The 17,983-nt window shown below is 62.0% G+C and carries 14 protein-coding genes and 1 tRNA gene; 7 read left to right on the forward strand and 8 right to left on the reverse strand.

All coding sequences use genetic code 11. From position 1 onward, the window contains the following. Position 1: 1 nt before the first annotated feature. On the reverse strand, positions 2-2,098 hold the full coding sequence (locus V5735_RS11160) for a minichromosome maintenance protein MCM (RefSeq protein ID WP_423743586.1): 2,097 nt from the start codon (positions 2,096-2,098) through the stop codon (positions 2-4). 169 nt (positions 2,099-2,267) lie between these two features. On the opposite strand from V5735_RS11160, the gene V5735_RS11165 reads away from it, so the two are divergent. Beyond that, complete coding sequence (locus tag V5735_RS11165) at positions 2,268-2,477, forward strand: hypothetical protein (protein WP_423743587.1); 210 nt, start codon at positions 2,268-2,270, stop codon at positions 2,475-2,477. Between the two features lie 155 nt (positions 2,478-2,632). Here V5735_RS11165 and V5735_RS11170 read toward each other — a convergent pair. Together V5735_RS11170 and V5735_RS11175 are read right to left on the reverse strand one after the other, a co-directional pair. Further along, positions 2,633-2,705 (reverse strand) — tRNA-Pro (locus V5735_RS11170). 56 nt (positions 2,706-2,761) lie between these two features. Then, positions 2,762-4,816 carry a DEAD/DEAH box helicase gene (locus tag V5735_RS11175; protein ID WP_423743588.1) on the reverse strand — a complete coding sequence of 685 codons (2,055 nt, stop codon included), beginning with the start codon at positions 4,814-4,816 and terminating at the stop codon, positions 2,762-2,764. A gap of 240 nt (positions 4,817-5,056) precedes the next feature. On the opposite strand from V5735_RS11175, the gene V5735_RS11180 reads away from it, so the two are divergent. After that, a complete protein-coding gene (locus V5735_RS11180) occupies positions 5,057-5,233 on the forward strand; it encodes a hypothetical protein (RefSeq protein WP_423743589.1) in 177 nt (58 codons plus the stop codon). Here the strand turns inward: V5735_RS11180 and V5735_RS11185 are convergent. After that, positions 5,230-5,592, reverse strand: coding sequence for a cupin domain-containing protein (locus tag V5735_RS11185; RefSeq protein WP_423743590.1), 363 nt, complete (start codon positions 5,590-5,592; stop codon positions 5,230-5,232). The genes V5735_RS11180 and V5735_RS11185 overlap by 4 nt on opposite strands. 25 nt (positions 5,593-5,617) lie before the next feature. Then, positions 5,618-6,829 carry an RNA-guided endonuclease InsQ/TnpB family protein gene (locus V5735_RS11190; RefSeq protein WP_423743591.1) on the reverse strand — a complete coding sequence of 404 codons (1,212 nt, stop codon included), beginning with the start codon at positions 6,827-6,829 and terminating at the stop codon, positions 5,618-5,620. A gap of 90 nt (positions 6,830-6,919) precedes the next feature. Between V5735_RS11190 and V5735_RS11195 the strand changes: the two genes are divergently transcribed. From V5735_RS11195 to V5735_RS11205, 3 genes are all read left to right on the forward strand, one after another. Further along, positions 6,920-8,086, forward strand: coding sequence for a CBS domain-containing protein (locus tag V5735_RS11195; protein WP_423743592.1), 1,167 nt, complete (start codon positions 6,920-6,922; stop codon positions 8,084-8,086). A gap of 89 nt (positions 8,087-8,175) precedes the next feature. After that, entirely contained in the window at positions 8,176-8,856 is a 681-nt protein-coding gene (locus V5735_RS11200; protein WP_423743593.1) for an SOS response-associated peptidase, read from the forward strand. A 76-nt stretch (positions 8,857-8,932) separates the two neighbouring features. Further along, positions 8,933-9,700: an HVO_0234 family beta-propeller protein gene (locus V5735_RS11205; RefSeq protein ID WP_423743594.1), complete on the forward strand. Its 768-nt coding sequence runs from the start codon at positions 8,933-8,935 to the stop codon at positions 9,698-9,700. Here the strand turns inward: V5735_RS11205 and V5735_RS11210 are convergent. Next, positions 9,697-10,182, reverse strand: coding sequence for a hypothetical protein (locus V5735_RS11210; protein WP_423743595.1), 486 nt, complete (start codon positions 10,180-10,182; stop codon positions 9,697-9,699). The genes V5735_RS11205 and V5735_RS11210 overlap by 4 nt on opposite strands. A 251-nt stretch (positions 10,183-10,433) precedes the next feature. On the opposite strand from V5735_RS11210, the gene V5735_RS11215 reads away from it, so the two are divergent. Then, the gene (locus V5735_RS11215) at positions 10,434-11,282 is read left to right on the forward strand and encodes a ribose-phosphate diphosphokinase (RefSeq protein ID WP_423743596.1); all 849 of its coding nucleotides are present in this window, start codon (positions 10,434-10,436) and stop codon (positions 11,280-11,282) included. 82 nt (positions 11,283-11,364) lie between these two features. Beyond that, on the forward strand, positions 11,365-12,135 hold the full coding sequence (locus V5735_RS11220) for an HpcH/HpaI aldolase family protein (protein ID WP_423743597.1): 771 nt from the start codon (positions 11,365-11,367) through the stop codon (positions 12,133-12,135). A 133-nt stretch (positions 12,136-12,268) separates the two neighbouring features. Here the strand turns inward: V5735_RS11220 and V5735_RS11225 are convergent, their stop codons facing one another. Both V5735_RS11225 and ileS read right to left on the reverse strand, forming a co-directional pair. After that, positions 12,269-14,368, reverse strand: a complete 2,100-nt coding sequence (locus V5735_RS11225) for a hypothetical protein (RefSeq protein WP_423743598.1) — start codon at positions 14,366-14,368, stop codon at positions 12,269-12,271. A 360-nt stretch (positions 14,369-14,728) separates the two neighbouring features. Continuing rightward, positions 14,729-17,926, reverse strand: coding sequence for an isoleucine--tRNA ligase (gene ileS / locus V5735_RS11230; protein WP_423743599.1), 3,198 nt, complete (start codon positions 17,924-17,926; stop codon positions 14,729-14,731). Positions 17,927-17,983 lie beyond the last annotated feature (57 nt).

The following is a 17,983-nucleotide window of genomic DNA, read 5'->3' on the forward strand; positions in this document are numbered from 1 at the left end:
CTCAGGTGGTCCGAAGATGGTTTGTCGACGGCTCGTACACCTCGCCTTTCTGTTTCAGCTTGTCGATTTCGTGTTCGGCTTTCGAGGGATCCATGCCAATCTCGTCCGCTCGGTCGAGGACGACTTCCACGGGCGCACCGTCGTCGTACTCCTCCTCGATGTCCGCGATGAGTTGTTTGATGTTCTTGATACGGTCCCGCTGGGACTTCGAGGTCCCCGTCTCCACCACGTCGGCGTCGAACTGCCCCGTCTCCGGGTCCACGCCGATGTCCTGTAGACACGACCGAACGATTTCGATAACGCGGTCCGCGTCCTTCCGCTCGACCGTATCCGACAGTCGAACGCGAGCGCTCGCTTCGGCGAGACGAACGAGCGCCTCCAGCTTTCGGGCCGTGACCGGAATCGGGGCGTCCTCGTCCGTCCCCTTCGAGCGCAAATCGACGTAGAAATCACGAATCGCCTCGCGGGCCTCCTCGGTCATCGTCGGATAGACGTTCGATTTCGCGTAGGCGATGTACTTTCGGAGGAGTTCGGCGTCTATCGCCGGTGCCACCTCCTCCGTCTGGCTGTTGACCTGTTCTTCCGTGATGTTCGGCGCGTTGATTTCCGTCCGCTGCGTGTTCAACTCGCCCGCGAAGTTGGTCTGGAGGATGTGTTCTGCCAGTTGCGAGTCGTGATCCGGGTCCGGCTTGTCCGTCACGGTGAAAATGAGGTCGAATCGGGAGATGAGCGCGGGTTCGAGGTTGATCTGCTCGCCGATGGACTCGTACTGGTCGAATCGCCCGTACTTCGGGTTCGCCGCGCCGAGGAGCGAACAGCGGGATTTTAGCGTCGCGTTGATCCCCGCTTTACTCACGCTGATCTTCTGCTGTTCCAGTCCCTCGTGCATGGCGGAGCGGTCCTCCGGACTCATCTTGTCCAGTTCGTCCACCGCCGCGATGCCCTTGTCCGCGAGTACCAACGCACCTGCTTCCAGCGTCCACTGCTGACCGTCGCCGAAGTCGTCGCGGACCGCCGCGGCCGTCAGTCCTGCCGAACTGGAACCCTTCCCGGAGGTGTAGACGGAACGTGGCGCGATGTGTTGAATATATGACAGCATCTGGCTTTTTCCAGTACCAGGGTCACCGATTAAAAGCATGTGCAGGTCGCCGCGAATCCGCGACCCGTCCGGGAGGTGTTTCGTCACGCCGGAGAACAACTGCAGAATCATCGCCAGTTTCTCTTGGTCGTAGCCGTAGATGGCCGGGGCGATGGAATCGACCATCTGTTCGTAGATGTTCCCCTCGTTCGAGAGTTCGATGATTTCCTGTTTGTCCTCGTCCGTGATGTCCATGTCCTCGAACTCCTCGTCCTCGATTTCCACGGACACGCCTTCCATGTACACGTCGAAGACGGCGGATTTTTCCTGGCCGCTCCCTTGCTGTTCGAGGTGGAGGACGCCCGTCACGGTCACGTGGTCGCCGGGCGAGACGTGGCCGGTGATGTCGTCCTCGATGTGTACGTCGATGCTCTGTGGCGTCTCGCCGCCGCGAAGCCCCTCGGGACTCTCCTGTATGCGGAGTTTCTGCGAGTCGATGAACTCGGACTGGTCGAAGTTGATGCGGAACGGTCCCTGTCGCTCACAGCCCTGACATTCGTGGGGTTCCTGAAAGTCCCCGCCCGCTTGCGGGATGTACGTCAGCGTTCCACAGCGCTGGCATTCGAACGCGGCCTCCTGAATCTTCGGCCGCACGCCGGTCGCCTTGCGGACGATTCCCTGGACGCTCACCAGCGTGTTGACGTGCCGGGCACGAATCGCGCGGATATCCGTGTGCTCCGGCAGGTTCTGCAATCGAACGTGTGCCTGCCCAAGGCTCACGTCCACGGGGAGGTCGTACAGACGGAGCGCCTCTTCGGCGTACTCCTGTAACTGCTGTGGTTGCGCGAGATAATCGTCCGCGATGTCCGCGTCGTACTGATACAGGTCGTTCCAGTTGATGTACAGCGACCGCTTTTCGTTCGGGTAGCTTTGGGCGAGCTCCCCGATTTCGTTTCGGTAGTAGTTCCGATAGAACTGCTCGAACCTGTCTATCAGTTCCGTGTTTTCCGCGCGAGCCATTCATGGGTCATTGGTTCTCGATTAGGTAAGAACTTTCGCAAAGCGTCCAGAACCTCGCGCCACCGAACGCGATTCCCCGCTGCTTTCGATTTCCCCCCGCACGGTAGAATAAACGGCTTGCACCTGCAACCACATACCGGACATCCCCGTGAACGCAATACCCACAGGCATGTTCGGACCACTCGGACCACTCACGGTCGGCAAAAAGGCCGCGAAGGTCGGCTACCGGCGTTTCGGCAAAGCCGGTGCCGTCGCGTTCGGCATCGGCGCCGTCGGCGGCTACGTCGTGCTGAGAAAGAAAGTGAAGTCGATGATGGCGGGCGATACCGACGACAGTTCGTCGGATGACGGCGCCGAAACGAGCGACGAAGCAGCGTAGGTCTCCTTCTTTTTCATTCACGTCGCTCACGAGGACTCTGCTCACTTCGTTGCGCGGGCTGTGACTTACAGGGTTCAAATTCTCGTAGAATCATCTTGGACGACGGATATCGTTCGCGTCGCTAACGCGCCGCTCACGGTGTAGTCGTCGAAGAATGGGATCGCTCGGATTTGAACCGAGGTTATCGGCACCCAAGGCCGAAAGGATACCAAGCTACCCCACGATCCCGTACACTTCAGTAGCGCACTCCCCGTGTAAAACGTTTCGTTTGGTCGGTACCCGTGTCACTCGTCCTCGCCGAACAGTTCGAGGTCGGCGACGATTTCGAACGGGTCCTTGTCCTTCCGGATACCGTCCAGAATCCGGAACGCCTCGTCCGGCGCGAGGAAGTGACTCGTGACGACGCGCCCCAGGTGGGTCGGCGAGAAGCCGTGGATGAACTCGTACTCGAGCAGTTTGCCGAGCGCGTGTTTCGTCGGCACGTCGCCTATCATCCGGTCGTTCAGGCGCTTCGCGGCTTTCCCGCCGACGGTGATGTTCGCCAGCGTCTCCTCGATGGCGGCGCTCTCGTCGTAGAGGGTGCGAACGTCCTCCATCTCGCCTTTGAGGAGTTTGAACGCCACCTCGTCCTCCGACATCTCCATGCTGTTGTGATAGCTTCCGTCGGGTTCGACGAGGACGTACACCTTCCCGCGGTCGTGGTAGTCGGGCCGACCCGCGCGGCCGAGCATCTGGTGGAACTCCTGTACGGTCAGCCACTCGATGCCCATCGCCAGCGAGTCGAAGATGACCTGCGAGGCCGGGAAGTCGACACCGGCGGCGAGCGCGGCGGTCGTGACAACCGCCGCGAGGTCCTGCTCGGCGAACATGCGTTCGACCTTCTTTCGCCGTCCGTAATCCAGTCCGGCGTGGTACGGCGCGGAGTTGTACTCCAACTTTCTCGAAATCTCGTGACAGCGCCGCCGCGAGTTGGTGAAGATGATGGTCTGGCCGCGATACCCCTTCGAGGACTCGCGGTCGAACTCGCGCTTCACTAATTTGTTCTCCGTCACGGGCTTCTCGTGCCCCTCGGTGAAGGTGACGTGGCGCTCCAGTGCGACGGGTCGCTCCTCAAACTCCACGAGATTCGCCTCCAGCGACTGCGCCAAATCCTTCGGATTTCCGACGGTCGCGGAGAGATACACCCACTGTGCGCCGCCGTACTCGGTCCGCTCTTTGGCGCGCTCCTCGCAGTAGTATTTCAGCCGCGAGATGAGGCCGTCGAGGCGGTGGCCGCGCTCCTGTTCCTGTAGCGTATGTACCTCGTCGATGACCACGGTTCCGATGTCGCCCAAATCGCGCCCCGTCCTGAGCGCGTGGTCGATTCCCTCGTAGGTCCCGACGATGATGTCCGCGTTCGGGTCGAAGTGATTGCCGTCGTCGCGAACCCGACTCGCACCGACGCGAATGGTGACGTTTGCGAGGTCACCGTACTCCTCCTCGAAATCCTCGTGCTTCTGGTTCGCCAGCGCCACGAGGGGAACGAGAAAGAGCATCTTCCCCTTCCCGTTCAGCATCCGGTCCAGCCCCGTCATCTCGCCGACGAGCGTCTTCCCCGTCGCCGTCGCGCTGACGACGAGTTGGTCGTCGCCGTCGAGGAGACCGTTTTGCACCGCGAGGCTCTGGACGGGGAGCAGGGTATCGAACCGCGATTCGAGCAAGTTTTGGATGCCGGGGTGGAGGTTCAGCGAATCGGTCCGCTCCAGTTCGATGTCCTCGACGTTCGCGCTGATTTCGTCGAACTTCGTCAGGTCGGGGTCGAGTCGCCCCTTGAGCAGGTTCGTGATTCGCTTCAAGTCCTGAACTTCCAGCAGGAGGTCTTCGAGTCGGTCCTGGGCGGCGCTCGTCAGGTTGCCCCTGAACGAGAGTTCGCGCTCCAGTTCCCGCGTCGCACAGTCGGGACAGATGTACTCGTCGCCCGTATCGATGGCCGTGTCGCCGTTGATGGGCGAATACCGTCCCTTGTTGGCGCACAACCGACACGTCCGAACCGTTTTCGCGTCGAGTTGGTAGCCGTCGAGCATCTCCTTCAACTCTTCGCGCGCCTCGGGCGAGGTCTGCTGCGAGATTCGAATCCGCTTCGCGTTCCGTGCGAGTTCGACGAACTCGTCGGGACTGCGCGGTTTCTCGCTCGACCCGTCCTTCAACAGGAACCGTCCGGGTCGAGGTCCAGCGTCCGTCTCCTTCAGCTCGAGGATGGCACGGAACTGCCGCTCACCGCCCCGTTGGGCGGCCACCTGATAGCCCCTGTCCGTTTCGTGGCAGAAGAGCGTCTCCACCTGCTGGGCCTGCTTCGACACGGGACGTGCTACACACCGGAGCTATTTCAGCGATTCGAACGAGACGGCGGCGAATCGCCGCTTTTCGACCGTGGTAGGCGATGTCACTGTCCGTGGAAAGCCGACGTTGAAAAATGGAAATATCGGCCTAACACCTTCGAGCGGTCGTTATTCTCCCACTACCGCTCCGCAACCGGCACATAACAAAGCTGGTTCGACCGCTAGCGGTGGACAGCGCGCGGTAGCGCTCATGGTGGCATAATGAAAGGCACGCAAGAAGAAGACCTTCCACGGCGCTTCGACGACAACGTTATCCTCGAAATCGAGGACGGGTCCGACCGAGACCGACCGCTCGTTCGAATCACCGATACCCGCGAAGACGCGGCGTGGGTTTCCTCGTCCATCGACTCCGTTGTTTCGCTCTCCGAGTATCGTTAGACGAGCCGAATCTCGTCGTCCCCGTTCGGCACCGCACAGATGAACGCTCCGGGTTCGTCGCTCTCGTTTCGATACCAGTGAACCGTCCCCGCGGGAATCAACAGTGAATCGCCAGCGCTGACTTCGTACTCTTCGTCGCCGATGCCGACGACGTACTCGCCTTCGAGCACGAACTGCTCGTGTTCGACTTCGTTCGTGTGCTCGGGCACCGCGGCGCCGGGGTCGAGCGTGAACCGACGGATGGCGAAGTTCGGCGCATCCTGTTCGTCGCCGATGAGAACCCCTTTTTCCATGCCGTCGGCCGCTCCGACGGCCTCGTATTCGATGTCGTCCGCGTTTCGTACGATTGGTTCGGACATACGTCCCCCATTCGAAGGCGACGTGCTAAGGTTTTCCCACCGCTTCGAGTTCTTCGTTCGGGACGAACTCGCCGTCCGGCGTCACCCGCCCGGAACCGAGCGCGCAGTATTTCGCACCGACCCCCCGCGACGACAGCGGCCCGCGCCGGATACAGCGGAACCCGACGTTCTTCGCCGCATTGTAATCGTCGTTTGCCTCGCTGCCGCATTTCAGACATTCGAACCGATTGTTCTCCACGTCCCGATTTTGCGGATGCGTGAACCCACACGAAGTACAGCGCTGGCTCGTGTACTCGGGATTCACCTGTACCACCGCGATATCCCGCTCGGCCGCCCGATACGCGACGAACTCGAACAATCGCTCGAACGCGTGCCCGTGGAACGGAGTCGATTCCGTGAGCATCTCCTGGACGCCTTCGAGTTCGCCGAACGCGATGACTGCACAGCCGTGTCGCTCCGCTTCCGAGACGATTCCACCGGCGACTTCGTGGAGGGTGTCGCGGGTGAAGTTCTCGATTCGTTCCCCGGCCCGCCGTAGCGTTCGCCGTGCGCTCCGGGTGTTCGTCTCGCGGAGGTCCTCGCGGAGGTCGGCGAACTCGGCGTGTCGGTGGGTGAGTTCCGCGCCGGAGAAAAAGCGGGCCGTGCTCGTCACGGCGAGGTTTTGGACGCCGAGCGAGACGCCGAGGACGGTGGCGTCTTCGGTCGGAAGGTCCACGTCCGGGCGGGGGCGTCGAAATCCGAGGTGGAAGTGGAACTCCCCGTCACGATAGTGGAGCGTGCTCTTTGCGGGTTCCCAGCGGTCGTCGTCCAGATACCGCGATTGGTAGCCCTGGTCGGGGAACACGAGACGACAGCGAACCCGGTCGCCGGTCGTCGTCAGGCTGATGTTTCGGTCGTCGAACATCGTCAGCGTGCGACTGTCGTAAACCACGGTCGGACTGGTGAACTCCGGCTTTGCCGTCTCGTCGCCCCGTTCGAGGGTACGCTTTATCGCTTCGGCGGCGCGGTGCGTGGCGAGAACGGCGTGCTGGCTCCCGAGGCTGGTACGCTCGCGCAACTTCTCGTACGCCAGCTTTTGTACCTCGTTTCGGGTGTGACAGACGCCCCACGCGGCGTTGACCGCTATCTGGCACCCGCGTTTCCACTCGCGTACCATGGACAGCAGCCGCTCGTGGTCCTCGGCCTCCACCGCCAGGCGCGTCACCGCCGTCCGTCTGAAATATTCGGGACCGCTCACGCTATTTTCTCCCCAGAGCGCCCCCTTGAATACTTCGGGACGCCGCTCGCCGCGACGAGGTTTAAGGCGGTTCCGGTGCTATATACTTCCATGCGAAGCTTCAAAATCGGGAGCGTGTTCGGCATCCCGATAAAACTCGACCTCACTTTCCTGTTCATTCTACCTGTGTTCGCGTGGCTCATCGGAACGCAGGTCGAACAATGGGTCCAGATAATGAACGACCTCTGGAGTCTCGGGTTAGACGCCGGTCCCCTCTCGTCAGGAATGATGCCGCTCTATCTCGGTGCCGCCGCCGCCATCGGGTTGTTCGTCGGCGTCATCCTCCACGAACTCGGTCACTCCGTCGTTTCGATGCACTTTGGCTTCCCCATCGACTCCATAACGCTGTGGATATTCGGCGGTATCGCTCGCCTCACCGACCAGCCGGAAGAATGGTCCGAGGAACTCCTCATCGCCGTCGCGGGTCCCGTCGTCAGTATCGTCCTCGGCGTTCTCTCGTTCGCCGTGCTCTTCGTCGTCCCGACGAACCTGCAGGCCGTCCGGTTCGTCTTCGGCTACCTCGCTCTGATGAACCTCGTCCTCGCCGCGTTCAACCTCCTCCCCGGCTTTCCGATGGACGGTGGCCGCGTCCTCCGGGCGCTTCTCGCCCGGACGCGTCCGTTCGCGCAAGCCACCCAAACCGCCGCCGAGGTCGGTAAAGTGTTCGCCATCCTCCTGGGACTGTTCGGCCTCCTCGGCGGCAACTTGTTGCTCATCGGTATCGCCTTCTTCATCTACATCGGCGCGACCAGCGAGGCCCAACAGTCGGTCCTCTCGGCGACTTTCCGAAACGTCCGCGTCCGGGACGTGATGACCGGTGCCGAGGACTTACACACCGTCTCGTCGGACACGTCCATCGCCGACCTCCTCGAAACCATGTTCCGCCAGCGCCACACCGGCTATCCCGTGATCGACGACGGCGAACTCGTCGGCATGATAACGCTGGACGACGCCCGGAGCGTCAGGGAGGTCGAACGCGACGCCTACACCGTTCGGGAAGTGATGTCCACCGACGTCAAGACGATTCCCGCCGACGGCGACGCGATGGACGCGCTCGAAACGATTCAACAACACAACATCGGCCGTCTCCCGGTCATCGATGCCGACGGGAACGTCACGGGTATCATCTCCCGCACCGACCTGATGACGGCGTTCAACATCATCAACAGCAGCGGGCGCACGGAAGACGAACTCGCCCCGCACGAACAGCCGTCGTAGACCGGTCGTAATCCGCTGGTACCTCCGATTTCGACCCGTCGAACCCGTTTGCCCTCGTGTTTATTCCCCTTCGTCGCGGAGTACCGAGTATGTGTGGCCGCCTCTCGCTCTTCGCACCGCAGGACGAACTCACCGACCGGTTCGACGCCGAACCGGTCCGTCCGCTTCGTCCGCGGTACAACGTCGCGCCCGGTCAGGAACACCCGGTCGTTCGCAACGACGCGCCCGAGGAGATCTGCTTCCCGACGTGGGGACTCGTCCCCCACTGGGCCGACGAGTTCGGCGGCGGGCACGTCAACGCCCGCGCCGAGACGCTGGCCGACAAGCCGAGCTTTCGGGACGCCTACCGCGACCGCCGGTGTCTCGTCCTCGCGGACGGCTTCTACGACTGGAAAAAGACCCCGACGGGCAAACAGCCCTACCGAATGACCAGAGCGGACGGCGAGCCGTTCGCCATGGCTGGCCTGTGGGAACCGTGGCAAAACGGGGAGCGGAAAACCTCGTTCACCGTGGTCACCACCGAACCCAACGATGTCGTCGGCGAAATCCACCATCGGATGCCCGTCATCCTCGACCCCGACGAGGAGACGACGTGGCTCACGGGCGACGCGGACGAACGACGGGCCGTGCTCGACCCGTTCCCCGCGAGCGAAATGCGAGCCTATCCGGTTTCGACGAAGGTGAATAGCCCGGACAACGATTCCCCCGAAATCGTCGCGGAAGTCGCCGCCGAGGAGGATACACAGACGGGACTCGGCGACTTCTCGTGATCGACGGCGGTTTTCGACCGGACTTCGGTAGACGGAAATCCGAACGTTTTCCCCGAGTTGCGTCCTTCACTCGCGCATGACCACCATCGACGAGAAGCGAGTTTACAGCGACCGGGAGGGAACGACGACGGTCTTCGTCGCCACCGAACTGGGCGTCGCTCGCGTCGAAGCCTCCGGTGACATCATCGGCGAGTTCTCGCTGGCCCACCGCTGTGCCGCCCGCGACATCGCCGCGACCGACGGAACCCTCGCCGTTGCGACCGATGAGGACGTGCTCGACGCGGCGTTTTCGCCGCTCGGATTCGGCCCCGCCGTCGCCGTCGGGTTCGACGGCGACGACCTTCTCGCGGCGGGGGAGGACGGCCGACTCGCGCGTTACGACGGTGAATGGCACGAATTGGCGACGCTCGACGCCGTACGAGCCATCGACGGCAATCTGGTCGCCACCGCCGAGGGCGTCTATCGCGTTTCGTCCGACGGTATACAGCACGCCGGGTTGACCGACGTTCGGGACGTCTCCGCGGCGGGTGTTCCGCTCGCCGCGACCGCCGACGGCCTCTACCGACTCGGCAACGGCTGGATGGAGGTCTTGGCGGGCGATTTCCGCGTCGTGAGCGCGACGGACGGGGATGCGTACGCCGCAACCGCCGACGAAGTGGTTTCCCGAGCGGGCGACGAGTGGACGGACGTTTCGCTTCCGGTCGATGACCCTATCGCGGCTATCGCGTTCGGCGACGGCGTGTACGCCGCGACCGAATCCGGGACCGTTCTGGCAACCGTCGGGGACGGCTGGCGGAGTCGCCATCTCGGCCTGACGGGCGTGACGGGTCTTTCCGTCCGCTAGTCTACGTCGAGTTCGTACAGCCCCCGATACCGCCGTCGAACGAGGCCGAGTCGGGTGAGTTCGTGGAGCCGATTTTTCACCCATTCTTGCGTCACGTCGAGTTCTTGCGCGAGATATGCGGGTATCGCCCTGCCTTCGGCGAGCAGGTTCAAAATCCCCCGTTCGGTCGGCCTGAACTGGTCGTCGTCGAACGGGACGTCGACGAGAACCGTCTCGGTGTTCCGATACTTCTCGTCGTCCGTTCCTTTTCCGTCCTGTAGCTCGTACAGACCACGATACGGCTTGCCGACGATATCGACATCGCGGAACCCGTCGAGAACTGACCGCGCCGTGTCCGCTCCGATAGCCAGTTCGCTACCGACGTACGCTGGCGTGCACCGACCTTCCGCGAGAAGATTCAGGACTCCCTTTTCCGCGGGGGTCAACTCGTTTTCGTCCACCGGAAGCGATGTCTCGATGCTCAACCGGGTTACCGAAACCATTGTGTGACACTACTATTTCATTGTATAAATAAAATAGTATATTGGAATATGGTGTATTCGAGTGTATATTTAGAATCGTGTACCGTTATCGACGACTCCCGAGCGACTTTCCCGTTTCCTCCCCGCCGCGCCCCGATATCGATGAGCGGCGTTCGAAATCGGCGTGGTCGGTGGGCGACTGTGACGGCTTGACTGGTCACACGTGCCGACGAGTGAAAACCGGTTTAACCCGGCATATCCAGTCTCCTCGTATGATACTCAGTGGGTCCGCCTCGCAATCTCTGGCGGCCACTCTCGCCGACGAATCGAACGAACCCCTCGGGTTCGTGGCGTACGAATCGTTCCCGGACGGCGAACTGCTCGCGACCGCTCCCGAATTCGAGGGCGGTCGTGCCGTCGTCGTCGCCTCGACCGTCTCCAGCGACGCTCACCTCGAACTGCTCCAACTGCAGGACGCCGCCCGCGAGTGGGGTGCCGAGGAGGTCGTCACCGTCCTCCCCTACATGGGCTACGCACGGCAGGACAGGGCGTTCGACCGCGGCCACCCCATCTCCGCCCGAGCGGTCGCTCGCGCCATCAGCACCGGAACCGACCGCGTGCTCACGGTTAACCCGCACGAGGAGGCCATCTGTGACTTCTTCGACGTTCCCGCCGAATCCATCGACGCCGCGGGTCGTCTCGCGGAACCTCTCCCGGACGACTTGACCGACCCCGTTTTCCTCTCCCCGGACGACGGCGCGCTCGACATCGCCGAGACGGTCCGTGACACGTACGGCGACGGCGTTATCGACTACTTCGAGAAGAAACGCATCTCCGGCTCCGAGGTCGAAATCACGCCCAGCGATACCGACGTCACCGGCCGCGACGTGGTCGTCACGGACGACATCATCGCCACCGGTTCGACGATGAGCGAGGCCGTTTCCCTTCTCCAGGAACGCGACGTGGGCCGCGTCTTCGTCACCTGCGTCCACCCGATGCTCGCGCGGAACGCACGAACGAAACTCGCACAGGCGGGCGTCGAAGCGGTGTTCGGCACCGACACCATCGAACGGGCGGTCAGTCAGGTGTCCGTCGCGTCGACGATTGCCGACGCGTTGTAAGTCCGCCCGCACCGAGCATTCCCTCTAATTACGTCCTCCCATCACGTCTCCCTTTTATTACGTGTCCGCCGAAGGGACGCGTATGTCAATCGTAAACCGTTCGATGCGAAAACTCGACCACGGCGATGCGGTCGTCGGTGCGTGGCTTCTGTCGGGGAGCACGCGAGCGGCGGAGGTACTCTCCCGAACGTCGGTCGATTGGGTCGCCATCGATACCGAACACGCACCCCACTCGCCCGAACGCGTGGAAGCGCTCGTCCGGGCGGTCGAACCGCACGCCACGCCGCTAGTTCGACTTCCGTCCGTCGAAACAGCCGTTTCGGGCGGCGCGAAACACGCCCTCGACTCCGGCGCGAAAGGCGTCATCGTCCCCGGCGTCGAGACCGCCGAGGACGCGGATTCCGTCGTCCGAGCGACCCACTTCCCACCGGCCGGGGAGCGCGGCGTCGCTGGCACTACGCGGGCCAACACGTACGGCGAGGAGTTCGACGACTACGTGACCACGGCGAACGAGGAAACGCTCCTCACCGTCCAAATCGAATCGCCGTCGGCCGTCGAACGAGTCGAGGAGATACTCGCAGTCGACGGCATCGACGTTGCGTTCATCGGCGAGAACGACCTGTCCGCGGCGTACGGCCATCCGGGCGAAAAGGACCATCCCGACGTGACGACGGCAGTCGAGCGAGTGTTCGAAGCGGCGAAAACCAACGACGTGTATCCGGGAATCGCGGGACGGACACCGGAAATCAAATCCGAGCGAACCGATCGCGGCTTTCGGTTCTTCCTCCTCGGTGCCGATTTGAGCTTCATGCGTACCGGCGTCGAGGACTTCCTGAACGATTCGTCGGCGTAACTACGTTCGACCTTTTGGGGCACCGCTACTTTCCGATCACCTTCGACTTCCGCGGTCGGTTTTCCCTCTTTCGCCGACGTAATCGCAGTCCAGCTTTCGCCAACGACGGAGTTGACGCGCCGTGACGATGTGACTACAGTAACTCCGTAACTTCTTCCGCCGACAGTTCGTCGCTCCAGTACAGTTCGCCGTCGATTTCGACCGGCGATCGCTCCATTGCGAAATACTCCTCCAATCGCCCCGGAGTGAACTCGAACGTCCCAATTTTGCCGGCCAAAAGACGATACCGGGATGCATTCTCTGCCGCGGTCTCCAAAATCGTCCCTCGATGGGTATCTCTCGTCGGATACATATCCATTTCGACTTCAAATATCTCCGAATCGATGTCTTTGACCCGGATAACGGGAGTTACCACACTCTCGCTTTGACACAGTGTTTTACTACTGTCCCCAAGAGCGATATATCTGTACCCTATCAATTTAATTCGATTTAGCACCGTTAGCGCGGTCTGGAGCTGAAACCCGATACTCAGCAACTGAACGAGCGACCGACCGATGTCCGTCGCGGTCGTGTTGCTGACCTTGGAGAGGGTGGCGATACCCGCCGTCGAGCCACGCTCGATGAGCGCAGTTCCTTGTCTGTAAGAATTGCACGCGTTGAGCAGAAACATCGCCGCGTTTACCTCGGAGAGTCCTCTTGCATCGAGATAGCCGTCCTCACACTGTATTCCGTCGTCCGAAATATGGCCGATGTAGTGGAAAAAGTCGGACTGCTCGATGAGGTGTTTTTCCAGTTCGGCTTTCGTCGTTCGGTGATGAACGGAGATGTCGAACCGTGGCAGTTCGCGGAGGTCGTAGTAGCGAACGACATCGCTTTCGTCCTGCATCGCGGTGTCGTTGCAGACGATGGTGACATCGATAGTTGAGGTGGATGCGTTCTCCGCCGTCCGATTTCGGGTCGCTTTCGCGTACAGTCCATCGTAGGTCAACTTGCTCCACCGAAGCGGGTACCCCGGACCGACCCATGCACGCTCTATCGTGTCCGGTTCGCCCTTCAACTCGAATATTTCCGGTCGCGTCTTCGATTCGATGTCCGTACTGATGGGTGAATCCGTGGCCCCGGCCCGATAAAATTCGTGCATTAGCTCCGGCGCTTTCTCCGTCGCTTCGGATGGCAACCGTGCCGTCCGAACGAATGCGAGCTTGTTGGCCAGAAACGGGAGATATTCGACGTTGCGCTCGGACGGCACCGTATCGACGGCGAGATGCCACGGCGAAATCGCGGGTTCGAGCGTCTCGAACGGAACACCGAGATACGCCGGAAGACGCTCCGTCACCGGTGTGTCGAAGAGCGCGTCTAAATCGATATCGAGTCGCGGTTCGACCACCTCCCGCTCGTGGAGCTGAACCGAATAGAACTCGTTCGTCCGCGTGAGACAATCGAGAAAGAACACCTGCCGAAGGACGCGTTCGACCGCCGCCTCGTAGCCATCGTCACCGTCCAACTCGTACTCGAAGTCACCGGCAACGAGGCGAGGCTGTTTTCCGGGGACGACGGACGAGTTGAGATAGTAGGCGAGCGAGGTCGCCGGATAGAGATACTCCCGCTCCGGCGGAAGCACGAGCGTCGTCTCCGTCGCCGATGACGGTATCGAGGACGATACGTGGAACTCCTCGCCGCGTTCGATGAGCGGCGGATGGCCGCGGAGCGTCGGATACGACCGCTCCGGACTCGTGGTTTTCAACGCCGACCCGAACACCGACATCGCTCGCATGATGTCGTCGGCATCGTCGGTCACCGTGATGGTTCCTGGCGGCTTCTGAAACTGTGAGCGAGCGCCGATAACGATACGACGCTCACGCTCGAACGAGAACGTCGACCCCGAGTGATTTCGCTCGAACGATACCGGCCCGGAAACTGAAAAGTACACTTTCATCGGCGCGTTGCTGAGCTCGACTACGTAGTCGTCGCTCGGCAATCTCGCTTCATCGCTATTTTCGCCGCTCTCGAAACGGAGCCGTCCGTCGAAGTCCCGAACGAAGATGCCGCGACTCAACGGTATTTCGATGGTCGATGTCCGAATCTCGACCGCCGTCTCGACGGGAAAGTCGAGGTCGCTTACCGCCACGTCCGCCGGTGACACCCGCGTCGGCGTACGGATCGGGAATCGTGTCTTTTCGATCGGATCCGTAATTTCGATTCCCTTCGAATCCGAAAACGCTTCCAGTATCATGATTGTGAGAACTGTGTTCCGTTCTATAGCTCCGTCCGACGAACGTTGCTACTCACTTCTCGGTAATAGCTTTGGTCACTTCTCACCGTGAAATATCTCGAACGAGAGGTGCATCGAACCGGGGTGCCATCCGCGCGAACCCGGCTGCTCCGCTCCCCCGCCGTTCGCGGTGATTGCTCTACGCTTCCGCCAATGGCGAGATTGCAATCCAGCTTTTACCAGTGAGCGAGTGCAGTAAAAGCTGGACCAAAAGCACGTCGTCACCCCTGTCAGTCGTGCCCTCGGCACTCCGTCGGGGGTTCCTCGCCCCGCTCACTCAGCGAGGCGCTTCGCGCCTCGCACCGTTCGCGATTCGGTGTTCTACGCTTCCGCTTCCGCCAACGGCGAGATGGCGATTTCCATCTCCACGCCTTCAACGTCCCACGTCTTGCGGTAGCCGTCCTCGACCGGTCCGACGCTCTCCGCGCGGACCTCTTCTTTCACGAGGTCCATGTGGCGCTCGACCAACTCGGCGACGCGCTCGTCCCGCACGTCGAGTTCGAGGTCGATGGTCTCCTCGATGTCGAGGTCCTCCTCCTTTCGCATCTCCTGCACGCGGCGAATGACTTCGCGGGCGTAGCCCTCGCTCTCGATGTCCTCGGTGAGGGCGGTATCGACGTAGACGACGCCGAGTTCCGTACCCTCGACGTCGAACGACGCGCCGGACACGTCGTCGGGCGTCTTCGTGACGAATTCGACCATCTCGTCGTCGAGTTCCACGTCTTCGCCGAGCGCGTCCGAAACCGCGTCTTCGAGCGCGGACAGGTTCTGTTCCGTGACGCGCGCCTCGTTGAGCGCGTTCATGACCTGCCCCGCGTCGCCGCCGAATGCGGGACCGAGGACGCTCATGTCCGCCTCGGCGCTGTAGGCGAGTTCGCCCCAGCCCTCGTCGGGCGAGACCAACTCGACCTCGCGAGCGTTCAGGCGGTCGGCCAGCAGGTCGCCGTGGTGTTCGACGGCGTGAACGACCGAATCGTCACGCGCGTCCACGACGATTCGTGAGACGGGCCAGCGGAGTTTTCGCTCGGCCTGCTGACGGGCGTTCGCACCCGCTTCCTCGACGGCGCGGAGGACGGAAACGTCTTCTTCCAACTGCTCGTCCTGCCAGAACTCGTCGGCTTCGGGCCAGTCGAGCATGTGAACGCTTTCTTTGCCCTCGCCGCCCGTGAGGTTCTGGTAGATGTCCTCGCTCACGAACGGCGCGAACGGCGCGAGCAGGGCGACCAGTTCCTTCAGGACGTGGTAGAACGTCGCGTAGGCGGCCTGCTTGCTCGCGCTGTCGCCCTCGTCCCACATGCGCTCGCGGACGACCTGGATGTAGAACCGCGAGACGTCCTCGACCACGAAGTCGAGCAGCGTGCGGAGCGCCTTGTCCTGCCGGAAGTCGTCCCAGTCAGCGGTCATCTCGGCCGTCACGGTCTGCAACCGCGACAGCAGCCACTCGTCCACGAGTTCCGTCTCGGCATCCCGCACGTCCACCTCATCCGGGTCGAATCCATCGAGGCGCATGTACGGGAGCGGGAACCGGAACACGTTCCAAAGGATGTTCAGGCTCCGTTGCATGTTCTGCATCTCGTCCCACGAGAAGCGCATGTCTTCGCCCTGCGGGTTTTGCGAGAGCAGGAACAGGCGCATCGGATCCGCGCCGTGGCGTTCGATGGCCTCCTCGGGGGAAACGATGTTGCCGATAGATTTGGACATCTTTCGACCGTCCTCGGCGAGCGCCCAGCCGTGCATCAGCACCTCGTCGTACGGCACCTCGTCCAGTGCGGCGGTGCCCATGCCGAGTTGCGACCAGAACCACCCGCGCGTCTGGTCGTGGGCCTCCATGATGAGGTCGGCGGGCCACAGTTCCTCGAAATCTTCTTCGTTGCTCGGGTAGTCGAGCGTACCCCACGACGCGACGGAGGAGTCGAGCCACACGTCGAACACGTCCGGGACGCGGGTGTAGGTCGTCCCGTCCTTCGTGATGGTCAGGTCGTCCACCGTCGGGCGGTGCAGGTCCACGTCCTCGGGGTCCACGTCTTGGTCCACCGCCTCGGCGAGTTCCTCGCGCGTACCGACGACGACCACGTCCTCCATCTCACCCGACCAACCTTCGGGAGTCCAGATGGGTATCGGCACGCCCCAGTAGCGCTGGCGCGAAACGTTCCAATCCGGCGAGTTCTCCACGAAGTTGTAGAACCGCTCGTCGCGGGCCTCCTGCGGGTGCCACTCGCTGTCCTCGATATTGTCGAGGAGTTCCTCCTTGATGTCCGTCACCGTGATGAACCACTGGTCGGTGACGATTTGCAGGATGCCGGTGTCACACCGCCAACAGTGACCGTAACTGTGGTGGACGGTGCCGGACGCAAGCAGGTGGCCGCTCGCTTCGAGGTCGGCCATGATCTCTTCGTCCGCGTCCTTGACGAACTGCCCCTCGTACTCGCCCGCTTCCGGGCCGTACACGCCGTCGCCGCCGACGGGGCAGAAGATGTCGAGGCCGAGTTCTCGACCCCGGTTGAAGTCCTCCTCACCGTGTCCGGGCGCGGAGTGGACGAGTCCGGTACCGTCTCCCTCGACGTCCACGTAGTCGGCCTCGTAGACCTGTAGCGTCCCGTCGCCGCTCGGGTGGTCCGGTACCTCGTCGTCGAGCGGGTGTTCGTACTCCCAGCCGAGCATCTCCTCGCCGGTCAGTTCCGCGACCACCTCGTACTCGTCGTAGCGACCTTCCTTCAGGACTTCCTCGACTTTCGGCGCGCCGACGTACAGCGTCTCGGTCTCGCCGTCTTTGGTCGCTCGAACTTCGGCGTACTCCCCGTCGGCATCGACGGCGACGAACGTGTTCGCCGGGACGGTCCACGGCGTCGTCGTCCACGCGACGAGGCTTCCTTCCTGATCCGAGAGAGGAAATTTCACGTATATCGACGGGTCGTCCACGTCCTCGTACTCGACTTCGTTGTTGGCGATGGCCGTCTCACAGCGCGGACACTGGCTGATGGAGCGCATGCCCTGTTCCACAAGTCCGCGCTCGTGAGTGCGCTGGAAGCCCCACCACGCCGCCTCCATGTACTCGGGGCTCAGCGTCTTGTACGGGTTGTCCCAGTCCATCCAGACGCCGAAGGATTTGAAGTCCTCGTCCATCGCGTCGAGTTGGTCGTTGGCGAACTCCTTGCACTCCTCGATGAAGTTCTCCATTCCGAACTCCTCTATGTCCTTCTTGTTCTCGAAGCCCAGTCGCTCCTCGACTTTCGTCTCGATGGGCAGGCCGTGCATGTCGTATCCCGGCCGGTCGGTCACGTCGTAGCCCCGCATCCGTTTGTAGCGGATGTAGGTGTCCTTCAGCGACTTGTTCCACGTCGTGCCCATGTGCGCTGCCCCGGAGGTGTACGGCGGCCCGTCCACGAAGAAGAACCGCTCTGCGCCCTCTCGCGCCTGCTTCGTCTTCTCGTAGGCGTTCACGTCGTCCCAGTACTCGAACACCCGGTCTTCCACCGAGTGCGGTTCGTACTGGTCGTCTACTTCGGCGAACCTGCTCATGTGCGATGTGAGTCCTTCCGGCAATAAAGTGGGTTCGGTTGTGCAGTCCGACCTGTA

It is taken from the genome of Haladaptatus sp. SPP-AMP-3 (assembly GCF_049568665.1).
Classification (GTDB): domain Archaea; phylum Halobacteriota; class Halobacteria; order Halobacteriales; family Haladaptataceae; genus Haladaptatus; species Haladaptatus paucihalophilus.

Bases quoted from the DNA above. Each gene is read 5' to 3' on its own strand.
- V5735_RS11160 (WP_423743586.1), bottom strand. From the start codon at position 2,098: ATGGCTCGCGCGGAAAACACGGAACTGATAGACAGGTTCGAGCAGTTC.
- V5735_RS11165 (WP_423743587.1), top strand. From the start codon at position 2,268: ATGTTCGGACCACTCGGACCACTCACGGTCGGCAAAAAGGCCGCGAAG.
- V5735_RS11180 (WP_423743589.1), top strand. From the start codon at position 5,057: ATGAAAGGCACGCAAGAAGAAGACCTTCCACGGCGCTTCGACGACAAC.
- V5735_RS11185 (WP_423743590.1), bottom strand. From the start codon at position 5,592: ATGTCCGAACCAATCGTACGAAACGCGGACGACATCGAATACGAGGCC.
- V5735_RS11195 (WP_423743592.1), top strand. From the start codon at position 6,920: ATGCGAAGCTTCAAAATCGGGAGCGTGTTCGGCATCCCGATAAAACTC.
- V5735_RS11200 (WP_423743593.1), top strand. From the start codon at position 8,176: ATGTGTGGCCGCCTCTCGCTCTTCGCACCGCAGGACGAACTCACCGAC.
- V5735_RS11205 (WP_423743594.1), top strand. From the start codon at position 8,933: ATGACCACCATCGACGAGAAGCGAGTTTACAGCGACCGGGAGGGAACG.
- V5735_RS11210 (WP_423743595.1), bottom strand. From the start codon at position 10,182: ATGGTTTCGGTAACCCGGTTGAGCATCGAGACATCGCTTCCGGTGGAC.
- V5735_RS11215 (WP_423743596.1), top strand. From the start codon at position 10,434: ATGATACTCAGTGGGTCCGCCTCGCAATCTCTGGCGGCCACTCTCGCC.
- V5735_RS11220 (WP_423743597.1), top strand. From the start codon at position 11,365: ATGTCAATCGTAAACCGTTCGATGCGAAAACTCGACCACGGCGATGCG.
- V5735_RS11225 (WP_423743598.1), bottom strand. From the start codon at position 14,368: ATGATACTGGAAGCGTTTTCGGATTCGAAGGGAATCGAAATTACGGAT.
- ileS (WP_423743599.1), bottom strand. From the start codon at position 17,926: ATGAGCAGGTTCGCCGAAGTAGACGACCAGTACGAACCGCACTCGGTG.